The sequence below is a fragment of the Agromyces agglutinans genome, from assembly GCF_009647605.1.
Taxonomy (GTDB): Bacteria; Actinomycetota; Actinomycetes; order Actinomycetales; family Microbacteriaceae; genus Agromyces; species Agromyces agglutinans.
Window position 1 is genome coordinate 35,206 of sequence record NZ_WJIF01000006.1, and the last position, 17,975, is coordinate 53,180.

Sequence of the window (17,975 nt, forward strand, 5' to 3'; positions counted from 1 at the left end):
CCGGTCGGATGCCCCGATCCCGTGCCGCACGCTGAGACGAGGAGCCGCCCATGCCCGCCTGGGAGTACATCACCACCCCGCTGCTGATCCACAACACCGCAGCGATCCTGAACAACTGGGGGTCCGAGGGCTGGGAGCTCGTGCAGATCGTGCAGGGCCCCGAGGGCGGGCTCGTGGCCTACCTCAAGCGGCCGGTCGGCGATGAGTCGTCGACGGCCGCCGCCGCAGGCGCTGCCGCCGCGGCCCAGGCGTCGAAGCAGTTCGAGGGCGAGGGGCACGCCTGATGGCGGGCTTCGAGGCGCGCCTCGCCGAGCTGGGCATCGAACTGCCCGACGTCGCGCCGCCCGTCGCCGCGTACGTGCCGACGGTCGCGACCGGCTCGCTCGTCTACACGTCGGGCCAGTTGCCCTTCGTCGCGGGCGCGCTGCCCGCCACCGGCAAGGTCGGCGACGGGCACGGGCTCGTGCCCGCCGACGACGCGAAGGCCTACGCCCGCACGGCCGTGCTCAATGCACTCGCCGCGGTCAGGGCCGAGATCGGGTCGCTCGACCGGGTCACCCGCATCGTGAAGCTCGTCGGATTCGTGGCATCCGATGCCGCGTTCACCGGCCAGCCGGGCGTCATCAACGGTGCGTCGGAGCTGCTCGGCGAGATCTTCGGCGACGCCGGGCGCCACGCCCGCTCCGCCGTCGGCGTCGCGGTGCTGCCGCTCGACTCGCCCGTCGAGCTGGAGCTGGTGGTCGAGTTCGCGTAGCCCCGGTAGCGAAAACGGATGCCGCGGCGGGAGGCTTCCCGCCGCGGCATCCGTGTCTCTGAACGCGTGCTGCTATCGCACCTGCTCGGTGATCGCGGTCATCACCGACGTGTCGGCAAGCGTGGTCGTGTCGCCGACCTGGCGCCCCTCGGCGAGATCGCGCAGCAGACGCCGCATGATCTTGCCCGAGCGAGTCTTCGGCAGCTCGTTCACGATGAACACCTGGCGCGGCCGCGCGATGGCGCCGATCTGCGACGCGACGTGGCGGCGGAGTTCGTCGGCGGCCTCGGCGACATCCGTCACCCGCTCGGCCTGGCTGGCCTTCAGGATGACGAACGCGACGACCGCTTGACCGGTCGTCTCATCGGATGCCCCGACGACGGCGGCCTCGGCGGTCCAGGGGTGCGCGACGAGCGAGGACTCGATCTCGGCCGTCGAGAGTCGGTGGCCCGAGACGTTCATGACGTCGTCGACGCGGCCGAGGAGCCAGATATCGCCGTCCTCGTCGCGACGGGCTCCGTCGCCGGCGAAGTACTTGTCGCCGAACTTCTCCCAGTAGGTCTCCTTGAAGCGCTCGGGGTCGCCCCAGATGCCGCGGAGCATCGACGGCCACGGGTCCGTGATGACCAGCAGGCCGCCGCCTTCGCCCTCGACCTTCTCGCCGTCGTCGCTGAGGATGTCGACGGTGATGCCGGGGATGGGCACCTGCGCGCTGCCGGGCTTGAGGTCGGTGACGCCGGGCAGGGCGGAGATCATGATCGCGCCGGTCTCGGTCTGCCACCAGGTGTCGACCACGGGGATCGAGCCGCCGCCGATGACGTGGCGGTACCAGATCCAGGCCTCGGGGTTGATCGGCTCGCCGACCGAGCCGAGCAGGCGCAGGCTCCGCAGGTTGAAGTCGTGCGGGATCTGCCGGCCGAGCTTCATGAAGGAGCGGATCGCCGTCGGGGCGGTGTAGAGGATGGAGACCTGGTACTTCTCGACGATCTCCCACCAGCGGCCGGGGTGCGGCGTGTCGGGCGTGCCCTCGTACAGCACCTGCGTGGCGCCGTTGGCGAGCGGTCCGTAGACGACGTAGGAGTGACCGGTGATCCATCCGACGTCGGCCGTGCACCAGTAGACGTCGGTCTCGGGGTGGAGGTCGAACACGTTGCGGTGCGTGAACGCGGTCTGCGTGAGGTATCCGCCCGAGGTGTGCAGGATGCCCTTCGGCTTGCCCGTCGTTCCCGACGTGTAGAGGATGAACAGCGGGTTCTCGGCGTCGAACGCCTGAGCCTCGTGCTCGGGCGAGGCCTTCGCGACGGTGTCGTGCCACCAGAGGTCGCGGCCCTCCGTCCACTCGACGTCGTTCTCACCGCGCCGGACGACGAGCACGTTGCGCACGCTGCCGCCCTCGGCCTTCGCGAGCGCCTCGTCGACGACGGGCTTCAACGGGAAGACCTTGCCCTTGCGCCAGCCGCCGTCGGCGGTGATGACGAGGGATGCCTCGGCGTCGTCGATGCGGGAGGCCAGGCTGTCGGCGCTGAAGCCGCCGAACACGACCGAGTGGATGGCGCCGATGCGCGCGACCGCGAGCATCGCCACGACGGCTTCGGGGATCATCGGCAGGTAGATGGCCACCCGGTCGCCGCGACCGATGCCGAGCTCGGTCAGCGTGTTCGCGGCGCGCTTGACCTCTTGGGTCAGTTCGGCGTAGGTGATGGAACGGCTGTCTCCGGGCTCGCCCTCCCAGTGGATCGCGACGCGGTCGCCGTTGCCGGCGTCGACGTGCCGGTCGAGGCAGTTGACGGCGACGTTGAGCTCGCCGTCGGCGAACCAGCGGGCGAACGGCGGGTTCGACCAGTCGAGGGTCTGCGTGAAGGGCTTCTGCCAGGTGAGGAGCGAGCGGGCCTGGTCGGCCCAGAAGCCGAGTCGGTCGGCGGCCGCGGCTTCGTAGAGCCCGGCGTCGGCGACGGCCTGGGCGGCGAACTCGGGGCTCGGGCGGAATCGCCGGATCTCCTCGAGGGCGTGGTCGATCTGAACGGTCATGGTTCTCCGGTCGCTCCTTCGCGAATCATTGATCGGTGGGTTCGCCTGCCCCGCTAGCACTGTAGCGCCGGATCGCCGCAGCGCCGATTCGGGCGTGAATCGGCGGGTGCGAGGCCGCGCGGGAGAGCGCTCTCGATCAGTGATTCTGTGCCTTTTCGCCGAGAAAACTGTGTGTCCGCACAAATGAGGACAAAAAGTACTTGCGCATGCATTCGGAACCCGTACACTGATTACCGCCCGGACATCGTTTCGAGGCCTGCAGCGCGATGTGATTCCCCCCAATCCCCGCGCTGCCGAGGCGGCACCTGTTCCCCCCAATGGGTGCCGCCCCCTTCATTTAATGCCGGTATCGCGCTCGCGCACAGGCCGGCCGAATGAAACGAGTCCTCCTCCACAATGGCGTGGGGGAGGCTCTTTCCGTTCGAGGCGGCGGTCGCGTGTCGGCGACCTCGATGCCGATCCTACGCTCGCGGGCATGTCGATTCCGTTCGTCGCCACGCCGTCCTGGGAACAGCCCGGTGATCCGCACGCTTCCCGACCCGGTCGGGTGGATGCCACGGCGGTCGCCCCTGCGGTTCGGCCGGCCGTCGGCGTGGTCGGGCCCGTCGTCGAGCCGGCTCGATCCGTCGCCGCAGCCGCCGCGATGCTTCCGGTCGTCGCCGGCGCCGGCGGCGAGGCCGACGGCCTCGAGATGCTCGGGCCGCTCGCCGCGTTCGCGGCCGACGGGCCGGTCACCGACCTCTTCGTCAACGGGGAGCGCGGGCTCTGGATCGATCGCGGCGCCGGTCCCGAGCACGAGCCGGCGTGGTCGGCGAGCGAGGCCGAGGTACGGGCGCTCGCCGTCAAACTGATCGCGAAGGGCGGCCGGCACATCGACGAGGCGACGCCCGCGGTCGACGTGCGCGTGGGGGCGGGCATCCGCGTCCATGCCGTGCTCCCGCCGGTGTCCGCCGTCGGCACGCTGCTCTCGGTCCGCGTTCCGCGACCCGGCGGCTTCTCGCTCGCCGCGCTCGCGCGGGCCGGCATGCTCGCGCCCGACGAGGAGCGGATGCTGCGCGACGCGGTCGCCGCGCGCAAGAACCTCCTCGTCACCGGCGCCGGCGGCACGGGCAAGACCACGCTGCTCGCCGCCCTCCTCTCCGAGGCGCCCGCGCGTGAGCGCCTCGTGGTGATCGAGGATGTCGCCGAGTTACAGATCTGCCATCCGCACGCGGTGGTGCTCGAGGCGCGGCAGGCGAACCTCGAGGGGTCCGGGCGGATCGGCCTCGACGCCCTGCTCCGCGAGGCGTTGCGCATGCGACCCGACCGCCTCATCGTTGGGGAGTGCCGGGGCGCCGAGTTGCGCGAGCTGCTCGCCGCCTTGAACACCGGCCACGACGGCGGTGCGGGCACGCTGCACGCCAATTCCGTGTCCGATGTGCCCGCCCGGCTCGAGGCGCTCGGCTCGCTCGCGGGCATGTCGCCCGATGCGGTCGCGCGGCAGGCGGTCAGCGCCTTCGACCTGGTCGTGCACCTCGAGCGACGGTCGGGCGCTCGCCGGCTCGGCGGCGTCGGGCGGTTCCGGCTCGGCGACGACGGGCGGCTCGCGGTGGAGGCGAGGTGAGCGGGCCGCGCAGGCATCGCACGGTCCGGCGCGGCGTCGGGGGCGGCGTCGAACGGCTCCGCGAGCTTCGCCGTACGCTGCGCCGCGAAGACGACGCATCGGCCGTCGACCGGGTCGCGGCCGCGGCGGAGCGGCTGGCGGTGCTCATGACCGCCGGCGTTCCCGCTCCTGCCGCTTGGCGACACCTCGGGGCGGATGATCCCTCCGACGTCGTACTCGAAGCCGCGGCGACGGCCGCCGGCGACGGCGACCCGGTGGCACCGGCGATCTCGCGGGCGATCGGCGATCAGGGGATCGGAGCGGCCGCGTGGTCGTCGGTCGCTGCCGCGTGGGCCGTCGCCAGCGACACCGGGGCCCCGATGGCCGGCGCCCTGCGCGACCTCGCGGGTGCGCTCCGCGACGACGCGCAGCTGCGCCGCGAGGTGCGGGCCGTGCTCGCGGGACCGCGTGCGAGCGCCCGGCTGGTCACCGCACTGCCGGGCATCGCCGTCGCCTTCGGCATCGTTCTCGGCTTCGACACGATGCGCGTGCTCGTCGGGGGCCCGATCGGCTGGGCGCTGCTCGCCGGGGGTTCGGCGCTGCTGTGGGCAGGAGCGCGATGGAATCGGGCGCTCGCTGCCCGCGCGGCACCGCCCGGCTCGGCGCCAGGACTCGAACTCGACCTCCTCGCCATCGCGATGTCGAGCGGCGCCTCGCTCGAGGCCGCTCGTGCCGCCACCGGGCGTGCGATGCGCGCCCACCTCCCGGCCGCGCCCCGGGCGTCCGCCGACATCGCCTCGACCATCCGGCTCGCGACCGAAGCCGGTGCGCCGGTGGCCGACCTCCTCCGCGCCGAGGCGTACCGCCGCCGCCGCACGGCTCGGACCGACGGCGCCATGCGCGCGGCATCCCTCGGCGTGCGCCTCATGCTGCCGCTGGGCGCGTGCATCCTGCCCGCCTTCGTGCTGCTGGGCGTCGCGCCCCTCATGATCTCGGTCGTCACCGGCACCCTCGGCGGTGCCGCGTGATCGCCGACCCCGCTCGTGCCGCCATCCGGCCGACCCTCGGCCTCCGACGAAAGGAATCACCATGTCCGACCTCATCGAATCCACCCGCACCGCGAGTCGACGCGGCCAGCGCGCGCGATCCGCGGCCAGGCGCGCGCTGCGACGACTCGCGGGCGAGCGCGGCGCGGCGACCGCCGAATACGCCGTGGCGACGATGGCGGCAGTCGGCTTCGCCGGAATGCTCGTCATCATCCTGCGCGGCGACGAGGTGCGCACCATCCTCACCGACCTCGTGCGGAATGCCCTCACGGTGGGGTGACGAGCGCGGTGGCGCGACCGCGGAGCTCGCGGTCGCGCTGCCCGCCGTCGTGCTCGTGCTCGCGCTGTGCCTCGGCGCGGTCCAGGTGATCGGTCGTCAGGTCCGGCTCACGGATGCCGCGGCCGACGCCGCCCGGTCGCTGGGTCGCGGCGACGGGGCCGGCGACGCGCGCGCGATCGCCGAGCGGGTCGCCGGCGGACCCGTCGACCTCGGCACGTCGGAGGAGCCGCCGCTCGTGTGCGCGACGCTGACGGCGAGGGCGGGCGGCCTGCTCGACGCCATCGTGCTGCGGGCCGATTCGTGCGCCGTCGCCGGCGGCGGATGATGCGCGCAGGACTCGACGACGAACGCGGGGCCGGTTCGGTGCTCGCCCTCGCGATCGTGGGCGGCGTGGTCGCGCTCACGGTCGGGCTGGTGCCGGTCCTCGCCGTCCACGTGCACTCGCAGCGCGCCGCGAACGCGGCCGACGCCGCGGCCCTCGCGGCCGCCGATGCGATCTCGGGCGCCGTCGCGGGCGAGCCGTGCGCGCTCGCCGACCAGGTCGCCCGGCGCAACGGAGCGCGACTCGCATCGTGCGAGGAGGCCGAGGGCGGCGTGGCATCCGTCTCCGTGGCCGTCGGCGTGCTGGGGCTCGAGGTGTCGGCGCGAGCGCGTGCCGGGCCGCCGCCCGAGCTCAGTCGAAGAGGGTCTCGATGAACCGGTACTCGACGGCCGTGGGCCGGGAATCGTCCTCTGCCGAGAACTCGAGGCCACCGCCTCGCGAGTAGACGTATCGCTTGCCGGAATCGCCCGGGAGTTCGAGCCGGGCTCTCGGGTCGCCGGAGTCGGCGAAGGCGGTCGCGACGGTCTTGCCCTCGAGGGGGCCGTCGATCAGCTTGGCGGTGTACGAACCCGCGGTTGACGTGTCCATGTCGCCATTGTCCTCCGCGGGCGGGGCGCCGCAAGGGGTTGTCCGGCGGGTCGTCACGGGCCGTCGAGAGGTGCACTCCCGGCTGCAATGTGTATGGTGTGCCTGAACGGCGGGTCTTCGCCGATCAACGGCACACCGCTCGGGGGCGCGGCAATCAGTGCGTTCTCGCTTTCGAATGGAATCAGAGGAGTCTGTGTCAGGCGCGAAGAAATTGGTCATCGTCGAGTCGCCGACCAAGATGAAGTCCATCGCCCAATACCTGGGCGACGGATACCAGGTGCTGTCATCGGTCGGCCACATCCGCGACCTGATCGAGCCGAAGAACCTCCCCGCCGAGCTCAAGAAGGGCTCCCTCGGCAAGTTCTCCGTCGACGTCGACAACGGCTTCGAGCCGTACTACGTCGTCTCGGACTCCAAGAAGAAGACGGTCGCCGAGCTCAAGCGGGCTCTGAAGGACGCGGACGAACTCCTGCTCGCCACCGATGAGGACCGCGAGGGCGAGGCCATCGCGTGGCACCTGCTGCAGGAGCTGAAGCCGAAGGTCCCGGTGCGCCGAATGGTGTTCCACGAGATCACGAAGGACGCGATCCTCGCGGCGAAGGACCAGACTCGCGACCTCGACACGTCGCTCGTCGACGCACAGGAGACCCGTCGCATCCTCGACCGCCTCTACGGCTACGAGGTCTCGCCCGTGCTCTGGCGCAAGGTGGGGCCCGGCCTCTCGGCGGGCCGCGTGCAGTCGGCAGCGACCCGGCTCGTGGTCGACCGCGAGCGCGAGCGGCTCGCGTTCGTCGCGGCATCCTATTGGGACCTCATCGCGCGGTTCTCGGGCGCGGGCTCGTCGTTCGAGGCGCGATTGGTGCGCCTCGCCGGCTCCCGCGTCGCCACCGGTCGCGACTTCGACGACTCCGGAAAGCTGACCGGCAAGGCCGTCGTGCTCGACGAGGCGACCGCCTCGGCGCTCGCGTCGGCGCTGCGCGACGACACGGTGGCGCGGCGCGTCTCGAAGGTGGAGTCCAAGCCGTACTCGCGTCGCCCGGCAGCGCCGTTCACGACCTCGACGCTGCAGCAGGAGGCCGCGCGCAAGCTCCGGCTCTCGGCGCGCGACACCATGAGGGTCGCGCAGTCGCTCTACGAGAACGGCTACATCACCTATATGCGCACCGACTCGTCGTCGCTGTCGCAGCAGGCGATCCAGGCTGCGCGCACGCAGGCGACCAAGCTCTACGGCGCCGACTCCGTGCCCGACAAGCCGCGCGTCTACGCGGGCAAGTCGAAGAACGCGCAGGAGGCGCATGAGGCCATCCGCCCGTCGGGCGAGGTGTTCCGCACGCCGTCCGAGGTCGAGGGGCAGTTGCGCGGAAGCGAGTTCAAGCTCTACGACCTGATCTGGAAGCGCACCGTCGCGTCGCAGATGGCCGACGCGAAGGGGCACACCGCGACCGTCACGATCGCCGTCGGCCCGACTGCCGCCGACGCCGCGACCCCCGATGGTGCGACGGCCCCGGTCGCCGACACGATCGCCGAGTTCACCGCGAGCGGCACTGTCATCACGTTCCGCGGCTTCCTGGCCGCGTACGAGGAGGGCCGCGACGAGGAGCGCAACGCCGAGGACTCGCCCGGCGAGGCGAAGCTGCCGCCGCTCGAGGAGGGCCAGACCGTCGCACTCGACGAGCTCGACGCCAAGGGCCACGAGACCTCGCCGCCGCCGCGCTACACCGAGGCGAGCCTCGTCAAGCGGCTCGAAGAGCTCGGCATCGGGCGCCCCTCGACCTTCGCCTCGATCATCTCCACCATCCTCGACCGCGGCTACGTGACCCAGCGCGGCCAGGCGCTGGTTCCGAGCTGGACCGCGTTCTCGGTCGTGCGGCTGCTCGAGGAGCATTTCGGCGACCTCGTCGAGTACGACTTCACCGCCGAGATGGAGGACGACCTCGACCGCATCGCGTCGGGCGAGGCCGACCGGGTCGACTGGCTGAGCGGCTTCTACTTCGGCGGCGACAAGCACCGGGGGTTGCGCCAGATCGTCGACAACCTCGGCGAGATCGACGCCCGCGAGATCAACTCGGTGCGGATCGCGCCCGACATCACGCTGCGCATCGGCAAGTACGGTCCCTATCTCGAGACCCCCGATCCGGATGCCGCGGCCGACGCTCCGCCCCGCCGGGTCAACCTACCCGAGGGCCTCGCGCCCGACGAGCTGACCGCCGAGAAGGCGCGCGAGCTCATCGACGCGCCAGTGCAGAGCGATCGCGTGCTGGGCCTCAACCCCGAGAACGGCAAGCAGGTCGTCGTGAAGGACGGCCGGTTCGGTCCTTACGTCACCGAACTCGAGCCCGAGCCCGAGGGGGCGGAGGCATCCGTCGACCCGGCGACCGGCGAGGTGACCGAGTCCGCAAAGCCGAAGCGCGGCGCGAAGAAGGCCGCCGCGCCGAAGCCGCGCACGGCGTCGCTGTTCAAGTCGATGCAGATCGAGGAGGTGGACCTTCCGACGGCGCTCAAGCTCCTCGACCTGCCGCGGGTCGTCGGCCTCGACCCCGAGTCGGGCGACGAGATCACCGCGCAGAACGGCCGCTACGGTCCCTACCTGAAGAAGGGCACCGACACGCGAACGCTGCCGAGCGAGGACGCGATCTTCGAGATCGACCTCGCCGGGGCGCTCGAGCTCTATGCGCAGCCCAAGTACGGCGCACGTCGCGCGTCGAGCGCCCTCAAGGAGTTCGACGCCGACCCCGTGAGCGGCAAGCCCGTGAAGGTGAAGGACGGCCGGTTCGGGCCGTACGTCACCGACGGCGTGACCAACGCGACGATCCCGCGCGGCGAGAGCGTCGAGGACCTCTCGTTCGAGCGGGCCGTCGAGCTGCTGCAGATCAAGCGCGACAAGGGGCCGGCGGCACCGCGTGCCAAGAAGCCCGCCGCGAAGAAGCCCGCCGCCAAGAAGCCCGCCGCGAAGACGACGGCCGCGAAGACGACGGCCGCGAAGACGACCACCCGGAAGGCACCGCCGAAGAAGAGCCAGGCGTGAGCCGCGGCCGCTTCATCACCCTCGAGGGCGGCGACGGCTCCGGCAAGTCGACGCAGGCGGCGCTGCTGGAGCAGTGGCTGACCGCCGAGGGTCGCACCGTCGTGCGCACACGCGAGCCGGGCGGCACCGAGGTGGGGGTCGAGATCCGCGAGCTGGTGCTGCACCACCGCGGCGACATCGACCCCCGCGCCGAGGCGCTGCTCTACGCGGCCGATCGCGCGCACCACGTGGCCACCCTCGTGAGGCCGGCGCTCGCGCGCGGCGAGGTCGTCGTGCAGGACCGCTACCTCGACTCGTCGGTCGCCTACCAGGGTGCAGGCCGCGTCCTCGATCCGGCCGAGGTCCGCTCGCTGTCGGAGTGGGCGACGGGCGGCCTGCTGCCCGACCTCACGGTGCTGCTCGACCTCGACCCGCACGCCGCCCGGGCGCGGCTCGACGTCGCGCGCACGCGCTACGACCGGCTCGAGGCCGAGGCATCCGAGTTCCACGATCGCGTGCGCCGGGCGTTCCTCGACCTGGCGGCGGCCGAGCCCGAGCGCTTCCTCGTCGTCGATGCCACGCGCCCCGTCGAGGAGATCGCCGCGTCGATCCGCGAGCGGGTGCGCGGCCTGCTGTGAGGCATCCGGTGGGGTCGGCGGCGCCGGGTAGCGTGGACGCGTGAGCGTATGGAGCGAGCTGACCGGGCAGGACGCCGCGATCGCGGTGTTCCGCCAGGCCGCCGCGTCGGCGGCGGGCGGCGGTGCGGATGCCGCATCCGGCGCCGGGCGGCACATGACGCACTCGTGGCTCATCACGGGGCCTCCGGGCTCGGGGCGCTCGAACCTCGCGTTCGCGTTCGCCACCGCACTGATCGCGGGCGACGCCGACGGCGATGAGCCGACTCGCATCCAGGTCGACGCGCGCAGCCACCCCGACCTGCACGTGCTGTCGACCGAGGGTGTCATCATCCGCGTGCACGACGTGCGCGAGATCGTGCGCCGCTCGCACTACGCGCCGTCGGTCGGGCGCCACCGCGTCATCATCGTCGAAGACGCCGACCGCATGACCGAGCACACCTCGAACGTGCTGCTGAAGGAGCTCGAGGAACCGCCCGAGCGCACGGTGTGGCTGCTCTGCGCGCCGAGCGACGCCGATCTCATTCCCACGATCCGGTCGCGCGTGCGCACGGTGCGCCTGCAGGTGCCGTCGATCGACGACGTCGCCGCGCTGCTCGTGCGCCGCGACGGCGTCGACCCGGTCATCGCCGAGCGCGCGGCCCGCGAGGCGCAGAGCCACATCGGCATGGCGCACCGGCTCGCGACGAGCGAAGAGGCGCGCTCGCGCCGTGAAGAGACGCTGCGGCTCGCGCTCGGCGTGCGTTCGGCGTCGGGCGCGGTCCGCACGGCAGCCCGCCTGCTCGAGATCGCCGGCGACGACGCGAAGGCGATCACCGAGATCCGCGACGCCGAGGAGCGCGAGCACGCGCTGCGCTCGCTCGGGCTGAACCCCGGGCAGGCGATCCCGCCCGCGCTGCGCGCGCAGATCAAGGCCCTCGAAGACGACCAGAAGCGCCGCGCGACGCGCAGCCTCCGCGACGGCATCGACCGCATCCTCGTCGACCTCGCGTCGCTCTACCGCGACCTGCTCGTGTTGCAGCTCGGAGCCGAGGTGCCGCTCGTCAACCGCGAGCTCGAACGCGAGCTGCGCGAGGCCGGGGCATCCGCATCGCCGGTTCGCACGCTCGCGACGCTCGACGCCATCCAAGAGGCGCGCACGCGCATCGAAGGCAACGTGCAGCCCGTGCTCGCCCTCGAGGCGATGCTCGTGTCCGCCATCCGCCGACCGACGAACGAACGAGGAGCCGCGTGAGCCGACCGACGAGCACCGGGCCGAGCCGGCCGACGAACCTCCAGCGAGGCCGAGGCCGATCGACGCGCAGCCGAGCGGTCCGGCGCGGCGCGGTGGCGACGGCCGTCGCGGCCGTCGCGGCGCTCGTGCTCGCCGGGTGCGCGACGTGGTTCGCGCCGGCTCCCGCGCCGACGTCGACCCCGACCGGTGAGAAGGTCTCGGCGGAACTCGAGCCGTTCTACGCGCAGGTGCTCGAGTGGGAATCGTGCGGCGACGGGCTCACCTGCACGACCGCGACCGCGCCGCTCGATTGGGACGAACCTGCGGCCGGCGAGATCGAGCTGGCCCTGTCGCGCCACAGCGCGACCGGGGAGCGCCTCGGGTCGCTGCTCGTGAACCCGGGCGGGCCTGGCGGATCGGGCTACGACTTCGTCCACGACACGCTCGACTACGCGGTGGGTGAGCCGCTGCAGCAGCGGTTCGACGTCGTGGGCTTCGACCCGCGCGGCGTCGGCCGGTCGTCGGCGGTCACCTGCTATGACGCCGCAGGCATGGACGAGTTCCTCTACGGCATTCCCGAGAACCCGCGCGGCACGGACGCCTGGATCGAGGAGGTCGGGCAGGCTCAGGCGGAGTTCGGCGCCGAGTGCGAGGCGAACACCGGCGAACTGCTCGCCGAGGTCGACACCGCGAGCGCCGCACGAGACCTCGACCTGCTGCGAGCGGTGCTCGGCGATGAGCAGCTGAATTACCTGGGGTTCTCCTACGGCACCTACCTCGGCGCGACCTACGCCGGACTGTACCCCGACAAGGTCGGCCGGCTCGTGCTCGACGGCGCACTCGACCCTGCCGCGAGCCTCGTCGAGGTCTCGTCGGCGCAGGCGGTCGGCTTCGAGCAGGCCCTGCGCGCCTACCTCGAGAGCTGCCTCGGCGGCGCCGAGTGCCCGTTCACCGGCAGCGTCGACGATGCCATGGAGGAGATCGGCGACCTCATCGCGTCGGTCGACGCGAGCCCGCTGCGCGGGAGCGACGGGCGCCTCGTCGGCGGCAGCACCTTCATCACCGCGATCATCTACCCGCTCTACAGCCCCGACGTGTGGAGCTACCTCGACGACCTGTTCACCTCGGTGCAGTTCGGCGACGCCGACTTCGCGCTCGCGCTCGCCGACGCCTACAACGGTCGCGGCGAAGACGGCACGTACCTCGACAACTCGAGCGAGGCGTTCTTCGCCATCAACTGCCTCGACTACGCGCAGACCGAGTCGATCGAGCAGGTGCGCACCGACGCCGCGGAGATCGCGGCGGCCGCCCCGCTCATCGGGCCGTACTTCGGCAGCCCTGGCTGCACCGGCTGGCCCGCGCCGAGCAAGGCCGACCGCCAGCCGATCCACGCCGAGGGTGCCGCGCCCATCCTCGTCGTCGGCACCACCGGTGACCCGGCCACCCCCTACCAATGGGCGGTCTCCCTCGCCGACCAGCTCGAGAGCGGCGTGCTGGTCACCTACGACGGCGAGGGCCACACGGCCTACAACAAGTCCAACGACTGCGTCGACGAGGCGGTCGAGCGCTATCTCATCGACGGGATCGTGCCCGAGGCCGACCCGAAGTGCTGAGCCGGGCCGGTGGCCGCGACGCCACCCGTGTCGATGGTCGCGGCTGAGCGCACCGGTGGTCATGACCGCTCCGAAAACCCGCTACTATTGATGCTCGTGCCACGGTGCGTTCGCGCAGCGTCGTCACGCCGCCTTAGCTCAGTCGGCAGAGCGTCTCACTCGTAATGAGAAGGTCGTGGGTTCGATTCCCACAGGCGGCTCCGACCAGAAGCCCCCGGCCCCGCGCCGGGGGCTTCGTCCGTTCCCGGGGCTCCTCCGCCGTGAGCCGACACGTCGCGGCCCGTCACGCGACCGTCACCCGGGCCCCGCCGCCGATAGGCTTTCGCGCATGACCGAACCGACCGATCGCCTGCGCTGGGGCATCCTCGCGACCGGCGGCATCGCCCACGCCTTCACGAACGACCTGAAGCTCAATGGCTTCGACGTGCGCGCAGTGGGGTCGCGCCGCCAGGAGGCCGCCGACGCGTTCGCGGCCGAGTTCGGCATCCCGACCGCGTACGGCAGCTACGAGCAGCTCGTCGCCGACCCCGAGGTCGACGTCGTGTACGTGTCGACGCCGCACCCGTTCCACGCCGAGAACGCCGCGCTGGCGATCGAGGCCGGCAAGCACGTGCTCGTCGAGAAGCCCTTCGCCCTGAACGCGGTGCAGGCGCGCCGGGTGGCCGACCTGGCCGCGGCCGAGGGCGTGCTCGTGCTCGAGGCGATGTGGACGCGATACCTGCCGCACATGGCGCGCATCCGCGAGATCATCGCCGAGGGCACCCTGGGCGACGTGCGAACGCTCATCGTCGACCACTCGCAGAAGCTCAGCGACGACCCCTCGCACCGCCTGAACGCGCTCGAGCTCGGCGGCGGTGCGCTGCTCGACCTCGGCATCTACCCGGTCTCGTTCGCGTGGGACCTGTTCGGCGCGCCGCTGTCGATCCAGTCGACGGCGACGTTCAAGCCGACCGGCGCCGACGGCCAGATCGCCACGACGTTCGGCTACGGCGGCGACCGCATCGCGTTCGGGGTGTCGGTGAGCGATGCGAAGGGACCGAACCGGGCGACGATCCTCGGCACCGAGGCGCGGATCGAGATCGACGCGGTCTGGTACGCGCCGACGACGTTCCGCGTGATCGGCCACGACGGCGCGGTGCTCGAGGAGTACCGTTCGGAACTCACCGGCCGTGGCATGCACTTCCAGGCCGAGGCGGTCGAGCGCCTCGTCGCCGAGGGCAACCTGGGCGGCGACCTGCTGCCGATCGAGGAGACCGTCGCGATCATGGGCACGCTCGACGCGATCCGCGAGGAGATCGGGCTGCGCTACCCGGGCGAGTAGTCGCGCGAGCAAGCGCGCGAGCGCCGCGTCCGCGTTCGGCTCCCAGCTCTGATTCGAGGAACCCTCGGGGACCTCCCGGAAGCGGCTCATACAATGCCGGGATGACCGATGAGACGGATGCCCCGCGCGTGCCCGTGCCCGGCGACCCCTCACCGGCTGTCGGGCCCACTGCCGAAGCATCCGCTCGCGGGGGCATCCTCACCCGCATCACCGGCTTCGCGAAGCGGCACCGCCTGCCGCTCGCCATCGCGGGCGGCGTACTCGCGTTCGGCCTCGTCGGCACCGGCGCCGTGTTCGCGGGACTCGCCGCGGCCGACGGCGCAGAGGCATCCACGGCGGCCGCATCGACGAGCGCGAGCGTCACGCCGACTCCGACGCCGACGGCGACCGAGGCGCCCGGGCGCCCGGTGCCGGCCGCGGCCGTGGCGGCGTCTCGCTTCCGCACCTGCTCGGTCGCCGACCGGGCCGCCGACGGCCGCCTCGCGAACCTGCAGGCGCAGGTCGTGAACGCCGCCACCGGCGAGGTGCTCTACGACCGCGGCGGCACGACCCCCTCGCGCACGGCGAGCGTCATGAAGGTGCTGACCTCCGCTGCCGCGCTGAGCGTGCTCGGCGCCGACTACCGTGCGACCACAACGGTCGTGAAGGGCGCCGAGCCTGGTTCGGCCGTGCTCGTCGGCGGCGGCGACGTCACGCTGTCGCGCACGCCGAGCGGCACCGAGACCGTGTACCCCGGCGCCGCCCACCTCGACGACCTCGCCGCGCAGGTGCGAACCGCGTGGAACGCCGACCCGTCGAATCCGCCGTTGACCAAGCTGATCCTCGACTCCAGCTACTTCGGCGGTGCCGAATGGCAGTCGAGCTGGGACCCGGTCGAGCGCGAGTACGGCTACATGTCGCAGATCACCGCGTTGCAGGTCGACGGCGACCGCGACGACCCGGGCGCGAACACCTCGTGGCGCAGCACCGAACCGATCGGCCGTGCCGGCGACGCGTTCGCGTCGGCGCTCGGCGGCATCTCGGTCATCGAGCGCGGGACGGCGCCCGGCGGCACGGCCCAGCTCGGCGCAGTGTCTTCGCCGACCGTGGCGCAACTCGTCGACAAGGCGCTCGTCGTCTCCGACAACACCGTCGCCGAGATGCTCGCACGCCTCGTCGCGATCGAGACGGGCGCGGGCAACACGTTCGAGGCGATCAACGCCGGCGTGCTGCAGGGGCTTCAGGCCTACGGCGTCGACACGGCCGGCATCACGGTCGTCGACGGCTCGGGCCTCTCGGACTTCAACGCCGTGCCGCCGTCGTACCTCACGCAGCTGTTCGTCAAGATCAACGCGCGCGAGGGACACCTCGGCGTCATCATGGACGGCCTGCCCGTGTCGGGCGTGCGCGGGTCCCTCTCGTACAGCGACCGGTTCGCGGGCGACAACTCGGTCGCCGACGGGGCGGTCTTCGCCAAGACCGGTTGGATCGAGACGGGCTACACGCTCTCGGGTGTCATCCACGCGCAGGACGGCTCGACGCTCACGTTCGCCATCTACGCGCTCGGCGACGTGACCGACGAGGCCAAGCAGGCGATCGACACATTGACGACGGGGTTCTTCCTCTGCGGCGACAACCTCGCGAACACCTGATCCGCGAGAACCGATCGAACGGATGCCTGGGCCGGGCCCGCTCGCTCGCCTCGCCTCGGTGCGCCGATGGGGTGACAATGGAGGCATGACCAGGGCGCTCATCATCGTGGACGTGCAGAACGACTTCACCGAGGGCGGCGCGCTCGGCGTCGATGGCGGGGCGGCCGTCGCCGAGGGCGTGACGAGGCTCCTCGCCGAGCATCGCGACGCCTACGACGTCGTCATCGCCTCGCGCGACTGGCACGATGCCGACAACGACAACGGCGGCCACTTCGCGGTCGGCGCGGATCCCGACTTCGTGGAGACGTGGCCCGAGCACTGCGTCGCCGGAACCGACGGCGCCGAGTACCACCCGGCGCTCGACACGGCGCACATCGACGCGCATATCCGCAAGGGGCAGGGCAAGCCCGCCTATTCGGCCTTCGAGGGCATCGACGAGACCGACCGCACGGTGTCGCAGATCCTCGATGAGCACGGCGTGACCGAGGTCGACGTCGTCGGCATCGCCACCGACTACTGCGTGCGCGCGACCGGACTCGACGCGATCGAGCACGGCCGGCACGTGCGCGTGCTGACCGACCTCGTCGCAGGCGTCGCGCCCGAGTCGAGCGAGCGGGCGCTCGCCGAGCTCGCGCACGCCGGCGCCGCGCTCACGGAGTCATCCGCGGTGGGCACGGCCGCCGCGGGCGACTGACGCGAGGCACCGGCCGACACCGGTCGCCCAGCCGACCCGGCGCCGGCAGACGGCCGACACCGGTCGGCCCGTCGCTCAGAGCGTGTGGCCGAGCTTGAACCCGTGCTCCTCGTCGCCCTTGCGCGTGTACGAGAAGCCGTCGGCGCCGATCGTCACCGCCATCTCGCTCTCGTCGGTGCGGCTGACCAGGGGCTGCGGCCGGCCGTCGAGATCGAGCACGGGGGAGGCATCCGTGTACCACGACGGCACGACGGGGTTGCCCCACCAGTCGCGGCGCTGGTTGTCGTGCACATCCCACGTGACGACGGGGTTGTCGGGGTCGCCCGTCCAGTAGTCCTGCGTGTAGATCTCGACGCGGTGGCCGTCGGGGTCGCGCAGGTACAGGTAGAACGCGTTCGAGACACCGTGGCGGCCCGGACCCCGCTCGATCGCGTCGGAGCGACGCAGCGCGCCGAGCTTGTCGCAGATCGCGATGATGTTGTGCTTCTCGTGCGTCGCGAACGCGACGTGGTGCATTCGCGGCCCGTCGCCGCCCGTCATGGCGGTGTCGTGCACGGTGGGCTTGCGGCGCATCCACGCGGCGTAGGTGGTGCCCTGCTCGTCCTGGATGTCCTCAGTGACCCGGAAGCCCAGGTCCTCGAGGTGGGCGACGGCGCGCGGCACGTCGGGCGTGACCTGGTTGAAGTGGTCGAGGCGCACGAGGCATCCTGGCGTCTGCAGGTCGTAGCGCCACGCGAGCCGCTCGACGTGCTCGACCTCGTGGAAGAACTCGATCGGGAAGCCGAGCGGGTCCTCGACCCGCACCGAATCACCGATGCCCTTCGTCCATCCGGAAGGCCGGCGCTCGACGCGGCATCCGAGTTCCTCGTAGAACGCGACGGCGCGATCGAGGTCCTCCGGGGTGCGCACGCGGTAGCTGAACGCGGCGACCGCCGCGACCGGGCCCCGGCGGAGCACGAGGTTGTGGTGGATGAACTCCTCGAAGCTGCGCAGGTACACGGCGTCGTCGGTCTCCTCGGTGACGACGAGGTCGAGCACGTCGACGTAGAACGCGCGCGACGCGGCGAGGTCGGTGACGACGAGCTCCATGTACGCGCAGCGCACGATGTCGGGTGCGGGGGAGGACGGCGTCGGGATCCGGTTCGCGGGTGCGGGGATCGGGTCGGCGGCCGTGACGACGGGCTCGGGGGCGTCGGGGGCGATCGGGTGGGTCATGATGTCCTCTTCGTTGAGTGGATGCCTCGGGAGCGGCGTCTCGACACGG

Annotated in this window: 17 protein-coding genes and 1 tRNA gene; 15 read left to right on the forward strand and 3 right to left on the reverse strand. The window is 71.9% G+C overall.

What is annotated here, in order from left to right:
• Window positions 1-50 precede the first annotated feature (50 nt).
• Both sp36 and GE115_RS11315 read left to right on the forward strand, forming a co-directional pair.
• Entirely contained in the window at window positions 51-284 is a 234-nt protein-coding gene (gene sp36, locus GE115_RS11310) for a Sp36 family protein (RefSeq protein ID WP_153684910.1), read from the forward strand.
• On the forward strand, window positions 284-754 hold the full coding sequence (locus tag GE115_RS11315; protein ID WP_153684911.1) for a RidA family protein: 471 nt from the start codon (window positions 284-286) through the stop codon (window positions 752-754). Before sp36 ends, GE115_RS11315 begins: the two co-directional genes overlap by 1 nt.
• 72 nt (window positions 755-826) lie before the next feature.
• On the opposite strand, the gene acs is transcribed toward GE115_RS11315, so the two are convergent.
• Window positions 827-2,782, reverse strand: a complete 1,956-nt coding sequence (gene acs / locus GE115_RS11320) for an acetate--CoA ligase (protein WP_153684912.1) — start codon at window positions 2,780-2,782, stop codon at window positions 827-829.
• 475 nt (window positions 2,783-3,257) lie between these two features.
• On the opposite strand from acs, the gene GE115_RS11325 reads away from it, so the two are divergent.
• The 5 genes from GE115_RS11325 to GE115_RS11345 all read left to right on the forward strand — a co-directional run bounded on the left by GE115_RS11325 (window position 3,258) and on the right by GE115_RS11345 (window position 6,386).
• The gene (locus GE115_RS11325) at window positions 3,258-4,385 is read left to right on the forward strand and encodes a TadA family conjugal transfer-associated ATPase (protein WP_376765711.1); all 1,128 of its coding nucleotides are present in this window, start codon (window positions 3,258-3,260) and stop codon (window positions 4,383-4,385) included.
• On the forward strand, window positions 4,382-5,392 hold the full coding sequence (locus GE115_RS11330; RefSeq protein ID WP_153684913.1) for a type II secretion system F family protein: 1,011 nt from the start codon (window positions 4,382-4,384) through the stop codon (window positions 5,390-5,392). Before GE115_RS11325 ends, GE115_RS11330 begins: the two co-directional genes overlap by 4 nt.
• A gap of 61 nt (window positions 5,393-5,453) precedes the next feature.
• Window positions 5,454-5,690, forward strand: a complete 237-nt coding sequence (locus tag GE115_RS11335) for a DUF4244 domain-containing protein (protein WP_153684914.1) — start codon at window positions 5,454-5,456, stop codon at window positions 5,688-5,690.
• Window positions 5,671-6,015, forward strand: coding sequence for a TadE family protein (locus tag GE115_RS11340; protein WP_153684915.1), 345 nt, complete (start codon window positions 5,671-5,673; stop codon window positions 6,013-6,015). Before GE115_RS11335 ends, GE115_RS11340 begins: the two co-directional genes overlap by 20 nt.
• The gene (locus GE115_RS11345; protein WP_153685057.1) at window positions 6,015-6,386 is read left to right on the forward strand and encodes an Rv3654c family TadE-like protein; all 372 of its coding nucleotides are present in this window, start codon (window positions 6,015-6,017) and stop codon (window positions 6,384-6,386) included. Before GE115_RS11340 ends, GE115_RS11345 begins: the two co-directional genes overlap by 1 nt.
• Here GE115_RS11345 and GE115_RS11350 read toward each other — a convergent pair.
• The gene (locus tag GE115_RS11350) at window positions 6,364-6,600 is read right to left on the reverse strand and encodes a hypothetical protein (protein WP_153684916.1); all 237 of its coding nucleotides are present in this window, start codon (window positions 6,598-6,600) and stop codon (window positions 6,364-6,366) included. The two genes, GE115_RS11345 and GE115_RS11350, sit on opposite strands and share 23 nt — an antisense overlap.
• A gap of 193 nt (window positions 6,601-6,793) precedes the next feature.
• On the opposite strand from GE115_RS11350, the gene topA reads away from it, so the two are divergent.
• The 8 genes from topA to GE115_RS11390 all read left to right on the forward strand — a co-directional run bounded on the left by topA (window position 6,794) and on the right by GE115_RS11390 (window position 16,711).
• The gene (gene topA, locus GE115_RS18880) at window positions 6,794-9,625 is read left to right on the forward strand and encodes a type I DNA topoisomerase (protein WP_312855091.1); all 2,832 of its coding nucleotides are present in this window, start codon (window positions 6,794-6,796) and stop codon (window positions 9,623-9,625) included.
• The gene (tmk, locus tag GE115_RS18885) at window positions 9,622-10,242 is read left to right on the forward strand and encodes a dTMP kinase (RefSeq protein WP_312855092.1); all 621 of its coding nucleotides are present in this window, start codon (window positions 9,622-9,624) and stop codon (window positions 10,240-10,242) included. Before topA ends, tmk begins: the two co-directional genes overlap by 4 nt.
• Before the next feature lie 40 nt (window positions 10,243-10,282).
• Window positions 10,283-11,473: a DNA polymerase III subunit delta' gene (locus GE115_RS11365; protein WP_312855093.1), complete on the forward strand. Its 1,191-nt coding sequence runs from the start codon at window positions 10,283-10,285 to the stop codon at window positions 11,471-11,473.
• Entirely contained in the window at window positions 11,470-13,065 is a 1,596-nt protein-coding gene (locus GE115_RS11370; protein ID WP_312855094.1) for an alpha/beta hydrolase, read from the forward strand. The genes GE115_RS11365 and GE115_RS11370 overlap by 4 nt, the downstream gene beginning before the upstream one ends.
• Before the next feature lie 127 nt (window positions 13,066-13,192).
• Window positions 13,193-13,265: transfer RNA gene (locus GE115_RS11375), tRNA-Thr, on the forward strand.
• 128 nt (window positions 13,266-13,393) lie between these two features.
• Window positions 13,394-14,386, forward strand: coding sequence for a Gfo/Idh/MocA family protein (locus GE115_RS11380; RefSeq protein WP_153684919.1), 993 nt, complete (start codon window positions 13,394-13,396; stop codon window positions 14,384-14,386).
• 101 nt (window positions 14,387-14,487) lie between these two features.
• A complete protein-coding gene (locus tag GE115_RS11385) occupies window positions 14,488-16,017 on the forward strand; it encodes a D-alanyl-D-alanine carboxypeptidase/D-alanyl-D-alanine-endopeptidase (RefSeq protein WP_153684920.1) in 1,530 nt (509 codons plus the stop codon).
• An 85-nt stretch (window positions 16,018-16,102) separates the two neighbouring features.
• The gene (locus GE115_RS11390) at window positions 16,103-16,711 is read left to right on the forward strand and encodes an isochorismatase family protein (RefSeq protein WP_153684921.1); all 609 of its coding nucleotides are present in this window, start codon (window positions 16,103-16,105) and stop codon (window positions 16,709-16,711) included.
• A gap of 75 nt (window positions 16,712-16,786) precedes the next feature.
• Here the strand turns inward: GE115_RS11390 and hpaD are convergent, their stop codons facing one another.
• Complete coding sequence (gene hpaD, locus GE115_RS11395; protein ID WP_153684922.1) at window positions 16,787-17,926, reverse strand: 3,4-dihydroxyphenylacetate 2,3-dioxygenase; 1,140 nt, start codon at window positions 17,924-17,926, stop codon at window positions 16,787-16,789.
• Window positions 17,927-17,975 lie beyond the last annotated feature (49 nt).